The sequence below is a fragment of the Massilia sp. Masssp94 genome (genome assembly GCF_059491305.1).
Genome location: NZ_CP168501.1, coordinates 45,852 through 66,202, shown reverse-complemented (window position 1 = coordinate 66,202; position 20,351 = coordinate 45,852). Strand labels below are relative to the sequence as shown.

The window sequence follows — 20,351 nt, the reverse complement described above, 5'->3', positions numbered from 1 at the left end:
TCTCAGGCCGCGCGGTGAGAGGCGTTTGCGTCATTGGCGGCCGACGCGTGCTTGACGCTGTCGCCGCCGGCGCCCATGCCGTCGTCGTGGTGGAACGGCGCGAACCACGTGGCGAGGAACGATGGGATCGTGGCGATCATGACCGCGACGAAGTAGCTGACGTAGCCCAGGTATTCCTGCAGCATGCCGCTGAGCGAACCCGTGACCATCATGCACAGCCCCATCAGGCCCGTGCCGAACGCATAGTGCGTCGTCGTGTACTTGCCCGGCGCGAGCTGCTGCATCAGGTAGATCATGTAGCCGACCGAGCCGAAACCGTAGAAGAATTTTTCCACGATGACGCCGGCCGCGATGGTCCACGGATCCGAGGGCAGCGCCATGGCCATCGCGAGGAAGGTCAGGTTCGGGATGTTGACGGCGCAGCACAGGATGAACAGCGTGCGCTTCAGGCCGCGCTTCGCGACGAACATGCCGCCCAGCAGCGAGCCGGCGAGCACCGCGATCAGGCCCCACGTACCGTAGATGATGCCCAGGCTCTCGTTGGAGAGACCGAGACCGCCTTTCGCGGCCGAATCGACCATGAAGAAGGGGCCGATTTTTTCCAGCATGCCGATGCTGAAGCGGAACAGGAAGGCGAACGCGATCATCTTCCACACGTCGCGCTTCTGGAAGAACGTGACGAACGAATCCAGCAGGATGACGGCGGCGCCGCGCACGTTCGTCGGCGTGTTTTCCGCGCGCGCGCCCTCGGGCATCACGCGCGCATGCCAGGCGGCCATCACGAGGACGAGGCCGGCGACGATGAAGAAGATCACGCGCCAAGCGTCCATCCAGTCCGGCCCGAAGACCTTCGGATCGTGGTGGAACACCTCCGTGTGCAGGCGCCCACTCAGGTAAACGAGGAAGCCGGAAGCGACGATCGGCCCGACGTTCCACGACAGGCTCTGCACGCCGCAGTACAGCGCCTGCGTGCGCGTGTCGAGCGACGTCACGTAGACGCCGTCGCTGGCGATGTCCTGCGTCGCGCCGATGAACGACATCAGGACGAACAGGGACAGCATCACCACCATCCAGTTGGGCAGGCTCATCGCCAGCCCGGCGCCGGCGAAGCCCAGCGCGATGAGCACCTGCATCAGCAGCACGAAGAATTTCTTCGTCCGGTACATCTCGACGAACGGCGCGAACAACGGCTTTGCCGTGTAGGCGAAGATCAGCAGGCTCGAATACGCGGCGGCGCGCGTATTGTCCATGCCGATGTTCTTGAACATGATGGCGGTGACGCTCGTCAGCATGATGTAGCCCATCGCCATCGTGAAGTACCCGGTGGGTACCCACAGCAGGGGGTGGCTGATGCGGTCAGGCGTGCGCATGGCCGGCTGCCGTCACGGAATCGATCGGGGCGCGCTGCGCGGCGACGCGCGCATCGACCAATTGCTGGTCCAGCATCGCGGCGGCGCCGGCCAGGGCGGGGTAGGGCGCGTGGATCACGTACACCGGGATCTGCCTGCAGAAGTCGGTGAAGCGGCCTTTGTTCTCGAAGCGGGCGCGGAACGACGACTTCGCGAAGAACTCGCCCAGGCGCGGCACGACGCCGCCGCCGATGTAGATGCCGCCGCGCGCGCACAGGGTCACGGCCACGTTCGCGGCCATCGTGCCCAGCGCGCCGCAGAAGACGTCCAGCACTTCCGCGCACAGTGCATCGCCCGCCAGGCCGCGCTCGACGACCTGCGCCGGTTCGAGCGCTGCGCCGGCGACGCCGTCGATGGCGCACAGCGCCTCGTGGATCGTGGCGAGACCCGGGCCCGAGATCAGGCGCTCGGCCGACACGTGGTCCCATTTCGTCCAGCAGTAGGCGAGGATCGCCTGTTCGCGCGCATTCGACGGCGAGAACGCGACGTGGCCGCCTTCGCTGGGCAGCACCTTCCAGCGGCCGGCGTCGGGAATCACGCCGCCGACACCGAGACCCGTGCCGGCGCCCACGAGGCCGATCACGGCGTCCGGGCTCACGCGGGTGCCGCCGACCTGTTCGAGGTCCGCGTCCGCGAGGCTGGGCACCGACATCGACAGCGCGGCGAAGTCGTTCACGACGAGCAGCGTGTCGAGGCCGAGGTCGCGGCGCGCGGCGTCGATCGAGAACTGCCAGTGGTGATTCGTCATCTTGATGAAATCGCCCTCGACCGGATTCGCGATCGCGATCACGGCATGGCGCAGTTCACGGGCGGCGCCGGGATGGCCGGCCAGGTAGGCACGCACGGCATCCGTGAACGTGGCGTGGGCGGCGCAGGCCAGCGTCGCGATTTCCTCGATGCGGCCGGGGCCGCGCTGCAGCGCGAAGCGGGCGTTCGTACCGCCGATGTCGGCGAGCAGGCGCGCGCCGCCGAAAAGCACATCATCCATGGTGTCCCTCATGTCTTCCTCGGTCTCCTGTTTTTCTCACCTCACCCCCGGTGGGGGTCAGGCTGCGCGCAATGCGGCGCGCTGTCCGGCGATGAAGTCGCGGTACCACAGCGCGCTCGCTTTCGGGATGCGCTGCTGGGTCGCGTAGTCGACATACACGATGCCGAACCGCTTCTCATAGCCGGAATTCCATTCAAAATTGTCCATCAGGCTCCACAGGAAGTAGCCGCGCACGTCCACGCCCGCGTCCATCGCGGCCTTCAGGGCCTCGAGGTGGGTGCGGACGTATTCCACGCGCTGGGTGTCGTTGACCTGGCCGTCGGCGCCGACGCTGTCGACCGCGGCCATGCCGTTTTCCGTAATGTACACCGGCGGCAGGTCCGGGTACTCCTGTTTCAGCTGCACGAGCAGGTCCGTGAGGCCCTGCGGGTAGATTTCCCAGCCCATGTCGGTGAAGCCCAGGCCACCTTCCGGCTTGCGCGGCGGGACTTCCGCGCTCATGACTTCGCGGCGGTAGTAGTTCACGCCCAGGAAGTCGAGCGGCTGGGCGATGATGTCGAAGTCGCCCGCATGCACGACCGGCGCGTTCGCGCCATGCGCTTCCAGCGACAGGGCGGGATAGCGGCGCTTGAAGATCGGGTCCATGAACCACTCGATCGAATTGGCCCATTCCAGTGCGGCCAGGCGGCGGTCGGCTTCCGTGTCGGTGGCCGGTACCGCGGTCCACTGGTTCAGCACGATGCCGAGCTGGCAGGTGGGATTCACCGCGCGCATCGCCTGCATGGCCAGGCCGTGCGACAGCAGCAGGTGGTGCGACACCTGGATCGCCTGTTTTTTATCCGCGACGCCCGGCGCGAACTGGCCGTTGCCGTAGCCGAGGTTCGCCGTGCACCACGGCTCGTTGTGCGTGGCGATGCTGGCCACGCGGTTGCCGAAGCGGCGCGCCACTTCGGCCGCGTAGTCGGCGAAGCGGTGCGCGGTGTCGCGCGACATCCAGCCGCCGTCGTCCTGCAGGCCCTGCGGCAGGTCCCAGTGGTACAGCGTGATGTGCGCGACGATGCCTTTTTCGTCCAGCGCGTCCAGCAGGCGCGTGTAGAAATCGAAGCCCGGTTCATTCCATGCGCCCTTGCCGGTCGGCTGCACGCGCGCCCACGCCATCGAGAAGCGGTAGGCGTTCACGCCCAGCGACGCCATCATCGCCACGTCGTCGCGGTAGCGGTTGTAGTGGTCGCACGCGACGTCGCCGTTGCTGCCGTCGATGATGTTGGCCGGATCGTGCGAGAACGTATCCCAGATCGAAGGGCCCTTGCCGTCGGCGTCAAAGGCGCCTTCGATCTGGAAGGCGCTGGTGGCGACGCCCCACGTGAAATTGGAAGGAAAACGGATGGAGTCGGTCATGGCGCGTTGTAGTCGTTATGAGAATGAACTTGGAATTCGCTTGAAATCGATTTCATCGTACATGCGTCATCGGCAGGGTGTCAACACCATTTTTTCCTTCCAAGCATCAATGCTACATGTCAAACGGGCATGTCTGGTGTATATTCACGAGCTTCGCGGCAGCCGCCGTGTAAAGATCCAGGCCGAAACGCATGAAAAAGGATTCCAGCAGTTCGCCGATGGTCACGGTCCACGAGGTCGCCCGTGTGGCGGGCGTGTCCGCGGCGACGGTCTCGCGCTTCCTGAACGGCACCGCCAAGGTGTCGGAGGAAAAGCGCCAGGCCATCGAAAGCGTCATCGAAAAGCTCAATTACAAGCCCAACGTGCTGGCCCAGAACCTCAAGACGGGCAGCTCGCGCACGATCGGGGTCCTGACGCAGTCGCTCGTGTCGGGCTACTTCGCCGACGCCATGGCCGGCATCGACGAGGCCCTGCAGGGCACGGGCTACGCGCCGCTGATCGTGTCCGGCCACTGGCATGCGGACGAGGAGGCCGAGCGCATCGAGCTCCTGATCGCGCGCCGCGTGGACGGCCTCGTCATCCTGAGCGGCAAATTGAAGGATGCGCAGATCCTGAAACTGTCGCAGCGCGTGCCCATCGTCGCCTTCGGCCGCGACCTGAGCTCGCCGCGCGCGTACGGTTTCTGCCTGGATAACTATTGGGGCGCGTGCGAGGCGGTGAGCTATCTGCTCGACCAGGGCCACCGCAACATCGCGTTCATCACCGGCCCGTCCGACCACCAGGATGCGCTGGCCCGCCTGGCCGGCTACCGCGACACGCTGGCGAAGCACGGCATCAAGGAACAGCAGCAGCTGATCGTCGGCGGCGACTTCCAGGAGTCGAGCGGCCTGCTGGCCGTCGAGCGCCTGCTGGAATCGGGCCAGCGCTTTTCCGCGATCTTCTGCGCGAACGACCTGACCGCGTACGGCGCCCGGCTGGCGCTGTACCGGCGCGGCATCCGCGTACCGGAAGACATCTCCGTGATCGGCTTCGACGACCTGCACAGCTCGATGTACACGACCCCGCCGCTGACGACCGTGCGCCAGCCGCTGTTCGACGTGGGCAAATGCCTGGGCCGCGCGATCGTCAAGATGATCGGGCACGAGATGCTCGACATCGAGGTGCCGCAGCTGAACCTCGTCGTGCGCGAGTCCGTCAAGCGCGTCGACTGACCCCGGTTCTGGGCAATGTCACGCCGCGAAGCCGCCGTCGACCGCCAGGTCCGACCCCGTGACGAAGCTCGCTTCCGGGCTCGCCAGCCACGCGACCATTGCCGCGACTTCTTCCGGCCGGCCATGGCGCGGCAGGGCCATGAAGCCGTGCAGCGACTTGCCGAAATCCGTGTCGGCCGGATTCATGTCCGTGTCGACGGGCCCCGGCAGCACGTTGTTGACGGTGATGCCGCGCGGCCCCAGGTCGCGCGCCAGGCCTTTTACGAGGCCGGTGAGGGCCGACTTGCTCATCGCGTAGACCGCGCCGCCGGCGAACGGCATGCGCAGCGCGTTCGTGCTGCCGATGTTGATGATGCGGCCGCCATCCGGCAGGTGGCGCACGGCGGCCTGCGCCGCGGCGAACACGGCGCGCACGTTCACGGCGACGGTCTTGTCGAAGTCGGCGAGCGGGAATTCCGTCACGTGGCCGCCGAGGAAGACGCCCGCGTTGTTGACGACGATGTCCAGCCGGCCGAATTTCGCGGCGGCCGTGTCGATGGCGGCGGCGAGCGCCTGCGCATCGGCCACGTCGGCGCGCAGGGCGAGGGCGCGGCCGCCCGCGGCTTCGATGCGTCCGGCCAGCGCCTGCGCGGCGGCGTCCGACGACTGGTACGTGAAGGCGACCGCCGCGCCGTCGCGGGCGAGACGCTCCACGATGGCCGCGCCGATGCCGCGCGATCCGCCGGTGACGAAGGCGACTTTGTCTTTCAGGTTCGTGTTTGCCATGATGCTCTCCATTCGGTTGGGGTGGTTGATGTCTGCAGTATCATTCCAACTCCCGGTTCAAACTAGCCGGTCAAAAAGCACAAGACTTTCAACCCTTAGTTAAAGGTCGGCCATGGAGCATCTGGATTCCTTTATCTACAGCGCCGAGGACGGCGGCTTTTCGGCGGCTGCGCGGCGCCTCGGGCTCACGCCGGCCGGCGTCAGCAAGAACGTGGCCCGGCTCGAGGCGAACCTGGGCGTGCGCCTGTTCCGGCGCAGCACGCGCAAGTTGAGTCTGACGGAGGAGGGCGAGCAGTTGTTGCGCGAGGTGGCCGAACCCTGGCACCGCATCCAGGACGCGATGGCCGTCGTGCGCCAGGGCGCCAACCGCGCTGCGGGGCCGCTGAAGGTGGCGATGGCGCCGGCCGTCGGACGCATGCATTTCGTGCCGATGCTGGCGGAATTCCGCCGCCGCTATCCCGATGTGCTGCCCGACCTGCACTTCGATAACCGCCAGGTCGACCTGATCGCGGAAGGGTTCGACGTCGCGATCGGCGGCGGTGTCGAGCTGCCGCAGGGCGTCGTCGCGCGCGAGCTGGCGCGGGTGCGCATCGTGCTCGCGGCGTCGCCCGACTACCTGGCCCGGCGCGGCACGCCCGCGCACCCGGACGACCTGGCCGCGCACGATGGCATCGCGCGCCGCTCGATCCGCACGGGCCGGCTGCAGGTACTCACGCTGCGCGACGACACGGGCCGCGTGGCGCCTTACGATCCGCGCCCCGTGGCCGTGCTGGACGATCCGGAGGCGATGGCGCATGCGGCCGCCGCCGGTCTCGGCATCGCGCTGTTGCCCGCGCCGCACGCGGGGCCGCTGCTGGCGGACGGGCGCCTCGTGCGGATTCTCCCGGACTGGTATGCGGAGACGGGCCCGCTGTTCCTCTACTATTCGAACCGGCGGCTGCTGCCCGCCAAGACGCGCGTGTTCGTGGATTTCGTCGTCGAGCGTTTTCGGGAGCAGGGGCTGGCGGCGCACTTCGCGGGCTGACGGCTGTCACGGAACTGACATCTGGCCTTAATACAATGTACGATTGCCAATCACCAGCAACCCGACAGAAAGACCGACCGCATGAGACCGTCCTGGCTGAAGACTTCGCTCACCCTGATCACCTGTTCCGCGCTGTGGCTGCCCGCATTGGCCCCCGCGGCGGGCGCCGACAAGCCGGCCGGATCCGGCCAGGCCGCCGCGCAGGTGAAGCCGCCGAAGCTGGTCGTCGTGATGGTCATCGACGGCCTGCCGGCCGAGCAGGTCCAGCGCTACCGCGACCAGTTCGGCCCCGGCGGCCTGCGCCGGCTGCTGGAGCAGGGCGCGTCGTTCACGGATGCGCACCAGGCGCACGGGATCACGGTGACGGCCATCGGCCACTCGGCCGTGCTGACGGGCGCGTACCCGTACCGGCACGGCATCATCGGCAACAACTGGATCGATTCGAACGGCAAGCAGGTCTATTGCACCGAGGACACCCGTTACCACTACATCGACGAAGAGACGGACCCGCACGACGGCACGTCGCCCGCGAACCTGCGCGTGGACACGCTCGGCGACCAGTTGCGCTATGCCACCGGCAACCGCAGCAAGGTCGTGACCGTCTCCGGCAAGGACCGCGGCGCGATCCTGCTCGCGGGCAAGACGGGCACCGCGTACATGTTCATGGACAAGACGGGTGACTTTGCCAGCAGCACCTATTACATGGACAAGCATCCGGCCTGGGTCGAACGCTTCCGCGCTTCGAAACCGCAGGACCGCTACTATGCGAAGTCGTGGAAGCCGCTGCTGGACGACAAGGCCTACGCGGACGACGCCCCGTATCCGGAGGCGACGACGTCCAACCCGAACCGATTTCCTTTCATGTTCTACAGCGAGAGCGGCAAGCCGGCCGCCGACTATTACGGCCGGTTGAAGGTGAGCCCGGCCGTGGATGAACTGACCCTCGAGTTCGCGGAGGCCGCCGTCGACGGCGAGCAGCTAGGCCGCAATCCGACCGGCGCGCCGGACCTGCTGGGCGTGAGTCTCTCCGGCCACGATTACGTGAATCACGCGTACGGTCCGGAAAGCCGCATGTCGCACGACCACCTGCAGCAGATCGACCGCAAGATCGGCGAATTCTTCGCGTTTCTCGACAAGCGCGTCGGCCTGGACAACGTCCTCGTCGTGCTGACGGCCGACCACGGCTTCGCCAACACGGCCGAGTTCGCGCGCACGCAGCATGCGGACGCGCTGCGCGTGAATCCGAAGACCCTGCTCGAAAACCTGAACGCCGCGCTGGCCGAGCGCTTCGGCGGCGCGAAGCTCGTCAAGACATCGCTGCTGCCCGACGTGCACCTGGACGACGAGGCGATCGCGCGCCGCGGCCTTGTCCGTGCCGACGTGGAAAACGCCGCCGCCAGGTTCCTGCTGACGCAGCCGGGCATCTCGGAAGTCTTCACGCGCACGCAGCTGGAGCAGGGCGTCGCCGCGAAATCGCGTCTCGGCACGCTGATGCAGCGGGCGTGGAACAGCCAGCTGTCCGGCGACCTGCTGGTCGTGACGACGCCGTACACGATCTTCGGCAGCGGCTCGTCGGGCGCGAGCCATGGCACGCCGTGGCAGTACGACACGTCGGTGCCCCTGCTGGTCATGGGCAAACGGTGGATCCGGCCGGGCGAACAGCCAGGTTATGCGGAAGTCGTCGACATCGCCCCGACGCTGGCGCAGATCCTGCATGTACGCCGTCCGGCGGGCGCGGAAGGGCGCGTGCTGAAGGAGGCGCTGCGTTGATGGCGTTCCCTGAAGACGTAACGGGAGACGCGGGAGCGTCGGGGGCCGCTATACTGCCGTCAACGCCACTCAACGCGAGCCCATCCATGTACGCAGCAGTCGACCTCGGCTCAAACTCCTTCCGCCTGCACATCGGCGAGCCCATCGCGGGCCAGATCCACATCGTGCGCACGGCGCGCGACCCGATCCGCCTCGCGGCCGGCCTCGGCCCGGACAATGCGCTGTCGGAGGCGGCGGTCGAGACCGCGCTGCGCACCCTGCGCGACTTCAGCGGCATCCTGCGCCAGTTCCGGCTGGATGCGGTGCGCGTCGTCGCGACCAACACGATGCGCGTGGCCACCAATGCGGAGGCCGTGCTGCCGCGCCTGGAAGAGGCGATCGGCTATCCGATCGAGATCATCTCCGGCGAGGAAGAAGGGCGCCTGATCTACATGGGCGTCGCACGCGCATTGGGCCGGCGCACCGAGCGGCGGCTCGTCATCGACATCGGCGGCGGCTCGACGGAAGTCATTGCGGCGGATGGCGACGACATCCGCATCGTCGAGTCGTTCAGCACCGGCACGCATCCGCAGAGCGCCACGTATTTCCGCGGTGGCCACATCAGCGCGGACGCGTTCGAGACGGCCGTCAACGCGGCGCGTGCCCAGTTCGAAGACCTGGCCGGCCAGTACCGCCAGCATGGCTGGGATGCGGTCTACGGCTCGTCGGGCACGATGCGCGCGATCAGCGAGGTCATCTCGCGCAACCGGATCGGCGACGGCACGATGTCGCTGGCGAGCCTGTTCGCGCTGCGCGACAGGCTGATCGAGCTCGGCCACGTCGACGCGTTCGACCTGCCGGGCGTGAAACGCGAGCGCGTGATCGTGATGACGGGCGGCCTGTCGATCCTGATCGGCGTGATGCAGGAGCTGGGGGTGGCCGCCATGACAGCGATTAACGCCGGCCTGCGCCTCGGGGTGCTGTCCGACCTCGAACTGCGCGCCAACCGCCACGACCGCCGCGACCTGGCCATCCAGGACTGCATGCGCCGCTTCGGCGTCGACGCGCAGCGCGCCGCGCGCACGGCGGCCATCGCGAAGACCCTGTTCGACAAGCTGGCGCCGCAGGACGAAGCCGTCGTCCACCACCTGCTGCGCAGCGCCATGCTGCACGAGGTGGGGCAGGCCGTCTCGCACTCGGGCGCGCACAAGCATGCGGCCTACATCGTCGAACACGCCGACCTGCCCGGTTTCACGGCGCGCGAGCAGCGGCTGATGAGCCTCATCGTGCTGGGCCAAAAGGGCAACCTGCGCAAGGTGAGGGAGGTATTGGGCGTACCCGACCTGGCCAAGGCGGTGCTCGCATTGCGCCTGGCCGCCGTGTTCATGCACGCGCGCGTGGATGGCGACGTGGACGCCGTCCGCCTGCGCATGAAGGGCCGCATCGACATCGAGACGCCGCGCGGCTGGCTGCGCCAGCACCCGACGGTCGCCGCCTGGTTCGAGAAAGAGGCGGACGCGTGGAACGACGTGGGCGTGCCGTTCAGCGTGACCACCTGACCACCCTTGAAATCCCCGGTGCGGAAGCGATACTGAAAGTCCGATCATCGACTTTCAGGGAGAGGATCATGAACGAGCAAGCCAACATCAGCCTGATCAAGCAGGCGTACGACGCGTACGGCAGGGGCGACATCCCAACGCTGCTCGGCCTGGCTGCGCAGGACATCGACTGGGAGCTGCCCGAAGTGGAAGGCATTCCGTTCAGCGGCAAACGCCATGGCGTGAGCGAGATGGCCGACTTCTTCCGCATCCTGGCCGAGTGCCAGGAACCGCGCGAATTCCAGCCGGACCGCTTCATCGCCCAGGATGACCAGGTGGTCGTGCAGGGCCACGGCACGTTCGTCGTCAAGGCCACCGGCGCCGAGTTCAGCGGCGACTGGTGCCACATCTTCCGCGTCGCCGGCGGCAAGATCGCCAGCTTCAAGGAATACGACGATACCCACCAGGCCGCGCAGGCCTACCAGCCGCGGGGTGCCGGCGCGGGCATCACCCCGCCGCAGCCGTCAGTTCATTAACGCTCTGCTATCATGGGGGACATGAACCCCGTCCCCCTCGCAGGCCGCCACGTGCGGCTCGAACCTTTTGACGAGACGCTCCGCGCACCCGTGCGCGGCGCGCTCGATTGCGACCCCGACGCGTGGCAGCTGTTCGCGATCAACGGGCAGGGCGACGGCTTCGACGGCTTCTGGGACAGTCTCAACGCGCAGGTGGCGCAGGGCGGCTGGATCGCCTACGCCATCCGCGCCGTCGCGAGCGGTGCCGTCGTCGGCACCACCAGCTTCCTGAACATCAAGTCCTCGCGCCAGACCGTGGAAATCGGCGGCACGTTCATCCATCCGGACGTGCGCTCCACGTCCGTCAATGCGGAAGCGAAATACCTGATGCTGGCGCACGCGTTCGCGAGCGGCATGCGCCGCGTCGAGCTGCTGACGGATGCACGCAATGTGCGCAGCCAGGCCGCCATCGCGAAACTGGGCGCCGTGCGCGAAGGCGTGCTGCGGCGCGAAAGAGTCACCTGGACCGGGCATGTGCGCGACAGCGTGCTGTTCGCGATCACCGACCTCGACTGGCCGGACGTCCGGGCGGGCCTGGAGCGGCGGCTCGGCGTCAGCCAGACCTCACACGGGTGCCATGGCTCCGGAACGCCCCGGGCGTGCAGCCATATTCTTCCTTGAACAGCTTGTTGAAATACGAGACGTTCGCATAACCGACGGCAAACGCGATGTCCGCGATGGGCGTGCCGGCCTGCTCGGTCAGCAGCCGCGCCGCTTCCGTCAGCCGCAATTGATTGACGTAGGCCGTGAAGGTCATGCCGAGCTCCGACTTCAGGATCTCGTTGATCTTTTCGCGGTCCGCGCCGATGCGCGCGGTCACCGTGCCCATGTCCAGGTCGGGGTTCATGTAATGGGTGCCGATGTAGTGCAGGATGGCGGCCTGTTCCTTGTCCCTGAACGGTTCCAGGGTCAGCTGCCGGTAGGCGACGAACTGCCTGTCGATTTTCAGTTGCGACTGCAGGCTGGCGACGAGCGCCCGCGAGTGTCCCCGCAAGAACCAGACGGCGAACGCGCCCCAGCCGATCACCGAGATGACCGCCAGCGCGACAGCGTAGCGCTCGTCGTGGCCGTGCAGCGTGAATTCGCCGATCTCGACCCTGGAATCGGTGTCGCGCGGGCTCTTCTGCGTGACGCCGAATACGAATCTGCCGACCTGCCCCAGATCGTAGGACTGGCGCGCCGGGTCGACCTTCGACGTCTGGAACCACCACGGCGGAATCGTCAGGCGGGTCAGGTCCAGCGACACCGGCGTGCCCTGCTCGCTGCAGGAGAAGTAGGTTTGTGGCGACGGGTAGGTATGAAACAGGCCCGGCGTCGAGATGGCCGGGTCGAACGTGGACAGGCTGAACAGCAGTGAATTGGCGGGCGCGCATCTGGCGACGAACGTGACGGTGGTGTACTTCGACAAGTCCACCGGCCCCGCCTTGGCCTGGCCATCTTCCAGCAGCATTTCGGCCGCCACGTAGGGATAACTGGCGGCGGGCGTGACCCGGAAGTCGAAGCGAAGCGCAGCGCGGCCCGGTTCCAGGATGCGAATGGTCGACGTGCCGCCCAGGATGGCGTCCGTGATGACGTCCGGGCGCCAGTGCACGCCGCCTCGTTCCCTGGGAATGAGCGAGGCGGACGGGTGGCTTTGGCGGATGCAGAACCAGGCGGCCAGCGCATCGGCCACCAGGACGAGGATGAGCGCCACCAGCGCTTTCTTGTAGAACTCTTGCATGGGCCTATGTAGTGATTCCCCGCGCGGGGGAATCATTGTATACGCGTCACTGCGTCCAGCTCAGCGACTGCGCATCCAGCGACACCTCGTAGTAGCCGCGGCGATCCCAGGCCAGGGACTTGCCGTTCTGCGACAGCGTGCCGCCGTTCACCACGACGCGCAGCTTGCGGCCCGACGGGAAGTTGGCCGGCAGCGTCCAGCGCCAGGTCGTCACGCCGGCACTGGCCGTGGGCGTGGCCGCCTGCAGCAACTGCTGGCCGCGCCAGTAGGCGCCGATGTTGACCACGCTGTCGATCCATACCGTGCCCAGCGCCCTGGCGTGGGCCATGTTGCCGGTGACCGCGCCGATGTCCACGCCGCCGCCCCAGTCCTGCGTGGTGGGCAGCAGCGTGTGGAACAGATAGATCATCCAGCGGCCCTGGCTCGCGGCGGTGTCGAATTTGGACGCGTCGCTGGGGAACTCGGCGAGCGGCAGGTTCTGCGCGTCGCTGCCCGTGCCGGCTGCCACCATGCCCGGCCACACGCCGCGCGAGACGAGGAAGCGCGATGCGGCCGCGGCCTTGTAGTCCGTGTCGCCGAACGGGTAGGCGGACGTCCAGACGGCGGACTGTCCGAGCTTCGTGCGGATGTAGACGCTGGTGTCGTCGAACTCGGCCCCGGCGCTGCCCAGGCTTGCCGGGCAGGTATTGGGATCGTTGTCGGTCAGTTCCGCGGCCCGGCAGTGGTGCGTCGTGTGGTTGCCGATTTCCGAACCCTGCGCGACCGCGTCCTTCCACGTGGCGTCGTAGTTGGGATACCAGTTGGCGACCGGATTGACGTAATAGGTGACGCGGACGCGCTGCGCGCTCAGGTCCGGATAGTGATCGATCTGCGACGGCTGCGAGTCGTCGAAGGTATAGGACAGGGCGGCCTTGAAGCCGGCCCAGTCGAGCACGCGCAGCCCGGGCTGGCCCGTCGTGCCGCCGGGGCGGGCCACGTCGCTCGCCGCGAGCGGCAGCGGCAGCCCGGCCGCGCCGCCGTCGTTCCAGGGAAGCACTTGTACCTTCAGCGGGGCCTGGCTGGTGCGCTGGCCATCGCTGACCTGCACGCTCAGGTCGTAGTCGTTGTGGCCATCGGCGTCGCCGGGATGCGCGGTGTCCGGCGCCTGGCGGAACGAGAGGGCGCCGGTCGCGGGATCGATCCTGAAGCGCGCCGCGTCGCTGCCGGCGATGGACCACGTGGCGGTACGCCCGCCGGCGACGGTCGCCGTCGGGAGCAGGAAGGTCGCGGTCAAGCCTTCGTGGACGCCCAGGCTGGCCGGCACCGACAGGACGGGGGCGGCCGCGGCCGCGCCGCTGGCGCCCGCCTGCGCGTCGGGCGCGTTGATGACCCCGCTGCCCCCGCTGCAACCTGACAAACATGCCGCGAGCAGGGCAGGGATGGCGGCTCGGATGTGGTACTTCCTGTTCAAGATGGGCTCCTCCAATCGTTGTTCTCGGTCCCCAATCGTAGGCATCCACACGGCGGGCCTCTAACGCTTATTGCGGAAAATTCCAGCGGATGCAGAAATTTGCATGAATTTCTGCAGATTGTTTTAGTGGCCTGAAGGCGTATTCAGTCGGCTTGCCAGCTTCCTGAATTCCCTGGGGGAACACCCGTACTCTTCCTTGAACACCTTGTTGAAATACGAACTGTTGGCATAGCCGACCGAATACGCGATTTCCGCCACGGTCGCACCGGCCTGGTCGGTCAGCAGTCTGGCCGCTTCGGTCAGCCTCAGCTTTTTCAGATAGCCGGCGAACGACATGCCGAGTTCCGTCTTGAGCACGTCATTGACCTTGCCGCGGGTCGCGCCCGTGCCGGCGGCGACGGCGTCCAGGTCCAGTCCGGCCTGCGCGTAATGGGTGGCGATGAAGCGCAGGATGTCGGCCTTTGCCTTGTCCTCGAACCGTTCGACGGTCAACTGGCGGTATGCCACGAACGACAGATCCTTCCTGAGCCGGGCCGCCACCGTCGCCCCGAGGGCGCGCGACTGCGCGCGGAAGAATCCGATGCCGAAGGCGGTCCAGCCGGCCACCAGGATCACCGCCAGCGCGACGAGGTAGCGGTCGTCGCGGCCATGCAGCGTGAGACCGCTGATCTCGACATGCGAATCGAGCTCGCGCGGGCTGTACTGGCTCGCGCCGAATTCGAGTTTTGCCACCCGATCCAGCTGGTAGGAGCGGCGCGCAAGGTCGACATGTTGGGCGTCGTACCACCACTCCGGAATGGCCAGGCGCGTAAGATCCAGCGAGACCGGCATGCCCTCTTCGTTGCAGGAAAAGAAAGTCATGGCGGGCTTGGCGACACCTTCGTCGACCACGGTGATGTTGAGGATCAGCGAATTGGCGGGCGTGCATTTCGCGAGGAAAGAAACGGTCGAGTACCTCGACAGATCCGCCGTCCCGTCGAACTGCAGCGCCGCCCACGCCCAAGGATGCGGGATGGCGTCCGATACCTTGAAGTCGAACCGGAGCGATTGCCGCGTGGCCTCCTGGATGCGTACCGTCGACGCGCCGCCGAACGGGGCGTCCGTGATGGCGGCGGCGTGCCAGTGCGGCGCCGTGCGATCCCGCGGCAGGAGCGACGCGGATGGCGCGCTGCGATGGATGCAGAAACCCGCGATCAGCGCGTCGGCGGCCAGCAGCAGCACGAACGCGCCGAGGGCCTTCCTGTAGAAGTGCTGCACGTCAGCGCTGCGCGAAAAACGCCGACGGCGAACAGCCGAACGTCTTCCTGAACATGTGCGAAAACGCGGACTGGCTCGTATAGCCCAGTTCCTCCGCCACGCGTGACAGCGGCATCCCGCGCGCGATCAGCGGCGCCGCGTGCGCGAGGCGCACCTGCTGGCGCCATTCGGTGAAACTCATGCCCAGTTCCCGCTCGAACAACCGCGCCAGCGTGCGTTCGGACGCGCCCACCTGGCGCGCCCAGTCGGCCAGCGTGTGCGTGGCGCCGGGTTCATCGAGCAGGCGTTCGCACAGGCTTTGCAGGCGCTTGTCGCGCGGCAGGGGCACGCGGATCGGCAGCGCGGGCGAGCGCGCCAGCTCGTCCAGCATCAGTTCGGACAGGAGCGTCGCGCGCGGCGAGGGCTCCAGCTGCGGCAGTTGTTCCAGTGCGAGGATCAGCTCGCGCAGCAGGGTCGATACTTCCAGCACGCGGCAATCCTCGCCGGGAAACGGCGAGCGCGCGGCGTGGATGCGCACGGGGCGCAGGCGCACGGGTTCGAGCACGGTGACCTCGTGCACGACGCCGGGCGCCGTCCAGATCGCGCGCGACGGCGGCACGATCCAGCTGCTGCCGGCGGCCGTCAGGCGGATCACGCCTTCGCGCGCATACGTCAGCTGGCCGAAGGTATGCGTGTGGGGCGCGACGTTGTCGGCCGCCTCCAGGTCGCGCGCCGTCAGGGTGACGGGCCGCGCCGGCGTGGGATCGAAGCAGTCGGGGAACGGCTGCGTATGGTGGACGACGGGGATGCTCACGGATGTCCGATTCTCGATAGAAGTTGTCCTGCTATCGTAATTCAGCCGTGGTCCATTTGCCTACACTGGCGTTTTCGTCTGGAGTAAATATGTCACAAGACAGCACCCTGCGCGCCGACGCGCGCGTGATCGCCCTGGTGGGCCTCGCCCACGGCACGTCGCATTTCTATCACCTGATCCTGGCCGCGCTGTTCCCCTGGCTGAAGCCCGCGTTCGGCCTCAGTTACGCGGAACTGGGCCTGCTGCTGACGGCGTTCTTCGTCGTGTCGGGCGTCGGCCAGGCGCTGGCCGGCTTCGTCGTCGACAAGGTCGGCGCGCGCAGCGTGCTGTTCTTCGGCATGACGATGCTGGGCGTCTCGGCCCTCGTGCTGTCCGTCGCCGGCAGCTATGCGGCGCTGATGGGGGGCGCGCTGCTGGCCGGCGTCGGCAACAGCATTTTTCATCCTGCCGACTACACGCTGCTGAACCAGCGCGTCTCGCGCGCCCGGCTCGCGCACGGCTTTTCCGTGCACGGCATCAGCGGCAACATCGGCTGGGCCGCGGCGCCCCTGTTCATGACGACGGTCGCGGCGTTCTCCAGCTGGCGCATGGCGCTGGCCTGCGCGGCGATCCTGCCGTTCGCGGTGCTGGCCATCCTGGTCCTGAACCGCGCGCGGCTGGCCCCCGAACCCAAGCCGGTCGTTGCCGCGGCACCTGCGGCCGGCGAGGGCACCTTGTCGTTCCTGCGCCTGCGGGCCGTGTGGATGTGCTTCGCGTTCTTCTTCCTGACGGCCGTGGCGCTGGGCGGCATCCAGGCCTTTGCGTCTATCGGCCTGATGCAGCTGTACGGCATCTCGCGCGAGCTGGCGACGGGGTCGTACACCGCCTACATGCTGGCGTCGGCGGGCGGGATGCTGCTCGGCGGGTTTGTCGGGGCCGGGCGGCAGGACCACGACCGCACGGTGGCGATCGCCTTCGCCGTGGCCGCCGCGCTGGCGCTGCTGCTGGGCGTGGCCGTCGTGCCCGGCTGGCTCGCGTTGCCGCTGATGGCGCTCGTCGGCTTCTTCTCCGGTATCGCGGGACCGTCGCGCGACCTGATGATCCGCGCGGCGGCGCCGAAGAATGCGACGGGGCGGGTGTATGGGATCGTGTATTCGGGGCTCGATGCCGGGCTGTCCGTGGGGCCCGCGCTGTTCGGGCTCGTGATGGATGCGGGGCATCCGGGCTGGCTGTTCGCGGGGATCGCGTTGTTCCAGGCGCTGGCGATCGTCACGGCGGTGGGCGTGGGTGGCGGGACGCGGAGTGCGCGGCTGCAGAATGCGTGAGGCGTTCACGCGCCGTCGCCGCGATCTATAAATCCATGCCGAGAAACCGGGTTCCGGCAACGGGATTGAAGGTCACGGGTGGGGCCGGCACGAAGCCCAGCGACTCGTACAGCCGCCGGGCGGTTTCGAACTCCGGCAGGACATCGAGGCAGATACGGCGGTAGCCGGCCGCGCGTCCTTCGTCCAGGATGCGCTCGACCAGCCGGCGCCCCAGGTCCTGCCCGCGCGCGACGGGGCGGACATACACGCGTTTCATCTCGCAAGTCTCGTCGTCCACTGCGCGGAAGCCGGCGCAACCAACGACGGCACCGGCGTGAACGGCGAGGAACAGTCCGCCTGTCGGCGCGTCGTATTTGCCGGGCAGGTCGGCCAGTTCCTCTTCGTAGTCCTGGAAATCGAGGCTGACGCTGGTGCTGCCGATGTATTCGCGAAAAATGGCGACGACGGCATCGAGATCGTCGGGAAAACGGGCGCGTCGGATATCGGTCATGTGTGCCATGGGAATGGGATCGGGCGTCTGGTTTAATTCCAGCAATATTATGCCCGAACCGACCGCGCCATCAGCGCAGCTTGCCCACGATATCCGGCCCCACCGCCAGCCTGACGAACGGCGCCGGATCCTCCTCGCCCTTGCTGGCAATCCAGAACACGCTGGCCTTGCGGATCTTCCAGTCCTGCGCGGTCCCGGCAAAGATCAGCGACGCCACCTGGCCGAGCAGCGGCTGGTGCCCGACCACGACGACTGGATTCTTGTTGTCCGGCCAGCCGGCCGCTTCCAGGATGCGCTCCGCCGACGAATCCGTGTTCAGCGCTTCCACGGTGATGAACTTGCGGCCCAGCGCCTGCGCCGTCTGCACGCAGCGCGCAGCGGGGCTGGACAGGATGCGGCAGTGCGACGGCAACTGGCGGTCGAGCCATGCGCCCACGCGCGACGCGTGGCGCGCACCCTTGGCGGTCAGCTCGCGCAACTGATCGCCCTGGCGGTCGGGCACGTGCGGCTCAGCCTCGGCGTGGCGCCACAGGATCAGTTCCATGGTCGTTCTCCTTGTTATGTCCGTGGGCGGTGCTTTGCGCGCCCAGCGTCTCCATCAGGAATTGCTGGGCGCTGAAGGCCGCCTGGCTGCCGCGGGCCTTGCGGCGCTTGTAGCGGCCGTCGCTGCCCAGTTCCCAGGCATTGACGTTGTCCTTCAAATAGACTTGCAGGCCCTCGCGCAGCACGCGCTTCTTGAGCGCCGGCGAGCGGACGGGGAAAGCCACTTCGACCCGGCGGAACAGGTTGCGGTTCATCCAGTCCGCGCTGCCCAGGTAGATGTCGTTCTTGAGATTATTGCGGAAGTAGTAGACGCGCGTGTGTTCGAGGAAGCGGCCGACGATCGAGCGCACGCGGATGTTCTCCGACAGCCCCGGCACGCCGGGCCGCAGCGAGCACGCGCCGCGCACGATCAGGTCGATGCGCACGCCGTCCGCGGACGCTTCGTACAGGGCGCGGATCACGGATTCGTCGGTCAGCGAATTCATCTTGGCGATGATGCGCGCCGGCTTGCCTTCGCGCGCGATCGCCGCTTCCTGGCGGATCGCCTTGACGATTTCCTTCTGCAGCGTGAACGGCGCCAGCCACATCGCCGACAGCTGCGTGGGCCGCGTCATGCTCGTGAGGTGGATGAACACCTCGTTGACGTCCGCGGTGAGCTCCTCGTCCGACGTGAGCAGGCCGAAGTCCGTGTAGAAGCGCGCCGTCGTCGGGTTGTAGTTGCCCGTGCCGAGGTGGGCGTAGCGGCGCAGGCCGTCCGGTTCGCGGCGCAGCACGAGCGCCATCTTCGCGTGCGTCTTGAGGCCGACGACGCCGTACACGACCTGGGCGCCGGCTTCTTCCAGCCGCTCGGCCCAGTTGATGTTCGCCTCTTCGTCGAAGCGCGCCATCAGTTCGACGATGACGGTGACTTCCTTGCCGCGCAGCGCCGCGTTGATCAGCGAATCCATCAGCTCGGAGTTCGAGCCGGCGCGGTAGATCGTCTGCTTGATCGCGACGACGTTCGGATCGGCCGCGGCGCAGCGCACGAATTCGATCACGGGCTGGAACGACTGGTACGGATGGTGCAGCAGGATGTCCTGCTTGCGCAGCACGGAGAAGGTGTCGTGCGCATTCACGAGCTTGGCCGGGAAGCCCGGCGCATACGGCGTGAACTTGAGGTCCGGACGGGCGTTGCTGTTGGCGATTTCCAGCAGGCGGCCCATGTTGACGGGGCCGTCCACCGTGAACAGGCGCGAGCGGTCGATCGAGAACTGGTCGAGCAGGAAGTCGGCCAGGTGCTTCGGGCAGCCGCGCGCGACTTCCAGGCGCACGGCGAAACCGTAGTTGCGGCTATGGAGTTCGCTTTGCAGCGCCTGGCGCAGGTTTTTCACTTCTTCCTCGTCCACCCACAGGTCGCTGTTGCGGGTGACGCGGAACTGCGAGTACGACACCACCTCGCGCCCCGTGAACAGGTCCGCCATGTGGGCCTGGATCACGGACGTGAGCAGGCAGTAGGACGCGCCAGGCTTGTCGGACAGTTCGTCCGGCAGGCGGATCAGCCGCGGCAGCACGCGCGGCGCCTTCATGATCGCGATGCCGGTGCCGCGCCCGAACGCATCCTTGCCGGCCAGTTCGACGATGAAGTTCAGGCTCTTGTTGATCACGCGCGGGAACGGGTGCGCGGGGTCGAGGCCGACCGGCGTGAGCAGCGGGCGCACCTCCTTGTCGAAGTACTGCTTGACCCACGCCTTCTGCGCCGCGTTGCGGTCCGAGCGGCGCAGCAGGTGGATGCCGTTCGCGGACAGCTGCGGCAGGATCTGGTCGTTCAGCAGCGCGTACTGGCGCGCGATGATCTGGCGGCATTCGTCGGCGGCGCCGTCCAGGTCGGCCTGGCCGGGCTCCGGGCCGCCGTGCGCCTGGTGCTGGGCGAGCAGGCTGGCGACGCGGACCTCGAAGAATTCGTCCAGGTTGCTGGAGACGATCGTCAGGAAGCGCAGGCGTTCGAGCAGCGGGACGGACGGATCTTCCGCGTTTTCGAGCACGCGGCGATTGAATTCGAGCAGCGACAGTTCGCGGTTGAGGAACAGGTGTGGGCTATCGGGCGGAAGCGCGGCAAGTGCCTCGTCCGTTTTTAACTTCATATCCATTTTTCGGGAAT

Annotated in this window: 18 protein-coding genes; 7 read left to right on the top strand and 11 right to left on the bottom strand. The window is 67.3% G+C overall.

Annotated features, from left to right (window positions below; genetic code table 11):
* Positions 1–2: 2 nt before the first annotated feature.
* From ACEN9G_RS00325 to ACEN9G_RS00315, 3 genes are read right to left on the bottom strand one after another with little or no spacing between them, the layout of a single operon-like run.
* Entirely contained in the window at positions 3–1,370 is a 1,368-nt protein-coding gene (locus ACEN9G_RS00325; protein ID WP_413342793.1) for an MFS transporter, read from the bottom strand.
* Positions 1,357–2,397, bottom strand: coding sequence for a glucokinase (locus ACEN9G_RS00320; RefSeq protein ID WP_413342791.1), 1,041 nt, complete (start codon positions 2,395–2,397; stop codon positions 1,357–1,359). Before ACEN9G_RS00320 ends, ACEN9G_RS00325 begins: the two co-directional genes overlap by 14 nt.
* A 57-nt stretch (positions 2,398–2,454) precedes the next feature.
* Positions 2,455–3,795, bottom strand: coding sequence for a GH1 family beta-glucosidase (locus ACEN9G_RS00315; RefSeq protein WP_413342789.1), 1,341 nt, complete (start codon positions 3,793–3,795; stop codon positions 2,455–2,457).
* 191 nt (positions 3,796–3,986) lie between these two features.
* Here ACEN9G_RS00315 and ACEN9G_RS00310 point away from each other — a divergent pair, with 191 nt between their 5' ends.
* Complete coding sequence (locus ACEN9G_RS00310) at positions 3,987–5,006, top strand: LacI family DNA-binding transcriptional regulator (RefSeq protein WP_413342787.1); 1,020 nt, start codon at positions 3,987–3,989, stop codon at positions 5,004–5,006.
* A gap of 18 nt (positions 5,007–5,024) precedes the next feature.
* Here ACEN9G_RS00310 and ACEN9G_RS00305 read toward each other — a convergent pair whose 3' ends face one another.
* A complete protein-coding gene (locus ACEN9G_RS00305) occupies positions 5,025–5,771 on the bottom strand; it encodes an SDR family oxidoreductase (protein WP_483127538.1) in 747 nt (248 codons plus the stop codon).
* 112 nt (positions 5,772–5,883) lie between these two features.
* Between ACEN9G_RS00305 and ACEN9G_RS00300 the strand changes: the two genes are divergently transcribed.
* From ACEN9G_RS00300 to ACEN9G_RS00280, 5 genes are all read left to right on the top strand, one after another.
* Entirely contained in the window at positions 5,884–6,795 is a 912-nt protein-coding gene (locus ACEN9G_RS00300) for a LysR family transcriptional regulator (protein WP_483127537.1), read from the top strand.
* An 81-nt stretch (positions 6,796–6,876) separates the two neighbouring features.
* Positions 6,877–8,565, top strand: coding sequence for an alkaline phosphatase family protein (locus ACEN9G_RS00295; RefSeq protein WP_413342747.1), 1,689 nt, complete (start codon positions 6,877–6,879; stop codon positions 8,563–8,565).
* Positions 8,566–8,651: 86 nt separating this feature from the next.
* Entirely contained in the window at positions 8,652–10,103 is a 1,452-nt protein-coding gene (locus ACEN9G_RS00290) for a Ppx/GppA phosphatase family protein (RefSeq protein WP_413342745.1), read from the top strand.
* Between the two features lie 68 nt (positions 10,104–10,171).
* Entirely contained in the window at positions 10,172–10,618 is a 447-nt protein-coding gene (locus tag ACEN9G_RS00285; RefSeq protein WP_413342743.1) for a nuclear transport factor 2 family protein, read from the top strand.
* Positions 10,619–10,639: 21 nt separating this feature from the next.
* Positions 10,640–11,278, top strand: a complete 639-nt coding sequence (locus tag ACEN9G_RS00280; RefSeq protein WP_413342740.1) for a GNAT family N-acetyltransferase — start codon at positions 10,640–10,642, stop codon at positions 11,276–11,278.
* Here ACEN9G_RS00280 and ACEN9G_RS00275 read toward each other — a convergent pair.
* The 4 genes from ACEN9G_RS00275 to ACEN9G_RS00260 all read right to left on the bottom strand — a co-directional run bounded on the left by ACEN9G_RS00275 (position 11,211) and on the right by ACEN9G_RS00260 (position 15,877).
* Complete coding sequence (locus ACEN9G_RS00275) at positions 11,211–12,377, bottom strand: AraC family transcriptional regulator (RefSeq protein ID WP_413342737.1); 1,167 nt, start codon at positions 12,375–12,377, stop codon at positions 11,211–11,213. The two genes, ACEN9G_RS00280 and ACEN9G_RS00275, sit on opposite strands and share 68 nt — an antisense overlap.
* Before the next feature lie 46 nt (positions 12,378–12,423).
* The gene (locus tag ACEN9G_RS00270; protein ID WP_483127536.1) at positions 12,424–13,827 is read right to left on the bottom strand and encodes a polysaccharide deacetylase family protein; all 1,404 of its coding nucleotides are present in this window, start codon (positions 13,825–13,827) and stop codon (positions 12,424–12,426) included.
* Positions 13,828–13,950: 123 nt separating this feature from the next.
* Positions 13,951–15,084, bottom strand: coding sequence for a helix-turn-helix domain-containing protein (locus ACEN9G_RS00265; RefSeq protein WP_413344875.1), 1,134 nt, complete (start codon positions 15,082–15,084; stop codon positions 13,951–13,953).
* 1 nt (position 15,085) lies between these two features.
* A complete protein-coding gene (locus tag ACEN9G_RS00260) occupies positions 15,086–15,877 on the bottom strand; it encodes a helix-turn-helix domain-containing protein (RefSeq protein ID WP_258851798.1) in 792 nt (263 codons plus the stop codon).
* A gap of 89 nt (positions 15,878–15,966) precedes the next feature.
* Between ACEN9G_RS00260 and ACEN9G_RS00255 the strand changes: the two genes are divergently transcribed.
* Complete coding sequence (locus tag ACEN9G_RS00255; protein WP_483127535.1) at positions 15,967–17,181, top strand: MFS transporter; 1,215 nt, start codon at positions 15,967–15,969, stop codon at positions 17,179–17,181.
* 25 nt (positions 17,182–17,206) lie between these two features.
* On the opposite strand, the gene ACEN9G_RS00250 is transcribed toward ACEN9G_RS00255, so the two are convergent.
* The 3 genes from ACEN9G_RS00250 to ppk1 all read right to left on the bottom strand — a co-directional run bounded on the left by ACEN9G_RS00250 (position 17,207) and on the right by ppk1 (position 20,340).
* A complete protein-coding gene (locus ACEN9G_RS00250; RefSeq protein ID WP_413344096.1) occupies positions 17,207–17,671 on the bottom strand; it encodes a GNAT family N-acetyltransferase in 465 nt (154 codons plus the stop codon).
* Between the two features lie 70 nt (positions 17,672–17,741).
* The gene (locus ACEN9G_RS00245) at positions 17,742–18,215 is read right to left on the bottom strand and encodes a SixA phosphatase family protein (protein ID WP_413344095.1); all 474 of its coding nucleotides are present in this window, start codon (positions 18,213–18,215) and stop codon (positions 17,742–17,744) included.
* Positions 18,181–20,340 (bottom strand): polyphosphate kinase 1, encoded by a 2,160-nt coding sequence (gene ppk1 / locus ACEN9G_RS00240; RefSeq protein ID WP_413344094.1) that lies wholly within the window; start codon positions 20,338–20,340, stop codon positions 18,181–18,183. The genes ACEN9G_RS00245 and ppk1 overlap by 35 nt, the downstream gene beginning before the upstream one ends.
* Positions 20,341–20,351: the final 11 nt, after the last annotated feature.

Excerpts from the sequence above, each read along its gene's own strand:
- ACEN9G_RS00315 (WP_413342789.1), bottom strand. The coding sequence starts at position 3,795 with ATGACCGACTCCATCCGTTTTCCTTCCAATTTCACGTGGGGCGTCGCC.
- ACEN9G_RS00325 (WP_413342793.1), bottom strand. The coding sequence starts at position 1,370 with ATGCGCACGCCTGACCGCATCAGCCACCCCCTGCTGTGGGTACCCACC.
- ACEN9G_RS00290 (WP_413342745.1), top strand. The coding sequence starts at position 8,652 with ATGTACGCAGCAGTCGACCTCGGCTCAAACTCCTTCCGCCTGCACATC.
- ACEN9G_RS00245 (WP_413344095.1), bottom strand. The coding sequence starts at position 18,215 with ATGGAACTGATCCTGTGGCGCCACGCCGAGGCTGAGCCGCACGTGCCC.
- ACEN9G_RS00300 (WP_483127537.1), top strand. The coding sequence starts at position 5,884 with ATGGAGCATCTGGATTCCTTTATCTACAGCGCCGAGGACGGCGGCTTT.
- ACEN9G_RS00305 (WP_483127538.1), bottom strand. The coding sequence starts at position 5,771 with ATGGCAAACACGAACCTGAAAGACAAAGTCGCCTTCGTCACCGGCGGA.
- ACEN9G_RS00310 (WP_413342787.1), top strand. The coding sequence starts at position 3,987 with ATGAAAAAGGATTCCAGCAGTTCGCCGATGGTCACGGTCCACGAGGTC.
- ACEN9G_RS00250 (WP_413344096.1), bottom strand. The coding sequence starts at position 17,671 with ATGACCGATATCCGACGCGCCCGTTTTCCCGACGATCTCGATGCCGTC.
- ACEN9G_RS00285 (WP_413342743.1), top strand. The coding sequence starts at position 10,172 with ATGAACGAGCAAGCCAACATCAGCCTGATCAAGCAGGCGTACGACGCG.
- ACEN9G_RS00275 (WP_413342737.1), bottom strand. The coding sequence starts at position 12,377 with ATGCAAGAGTTCTACAAGAAAGCGCTGGTGGCGCTCATCCTCGTCCTG.
- ppk1 (WP_413344094.1), bottom strand. The coding sequence starts at position 20,340 with ATGGATATGAAGTTAAAAACGGACGAGGCACTTGCCGCGCTTCCGCCC.
- ACEN9G_RS00295 (WP_413342747.1), top strand. The coding sequence starts at position 6,877 with ATGAGACCGTCCTGGCTGAAGACTTCGCTCACCCTGATCACCTGTTCC.
- ACEN9G_RS00280 (WP_413342740.1), top strand. The coding sequence starts at position 10,640 with ATGAACCCCGTCCCCCTCGCAGGCCGCCACGTGCGGCTCGAACCTTTT.
- ACEN9G_RS00255 (WP_483127535.1), top strand. The coding sequence starts at position 15,967 with ATGTCACAAGACAGCACCCTGCGCGCCGACGCGCGCGTGATCGCCCTG.
- ACEN9G_RS00320 (WP_413342791.1), bottom strand. The coding sequence starts at position 2,397 with ATGGATGATGTGCTTTTCGGCGGCGCGCGCCTGCTCGCCGACATCGGC.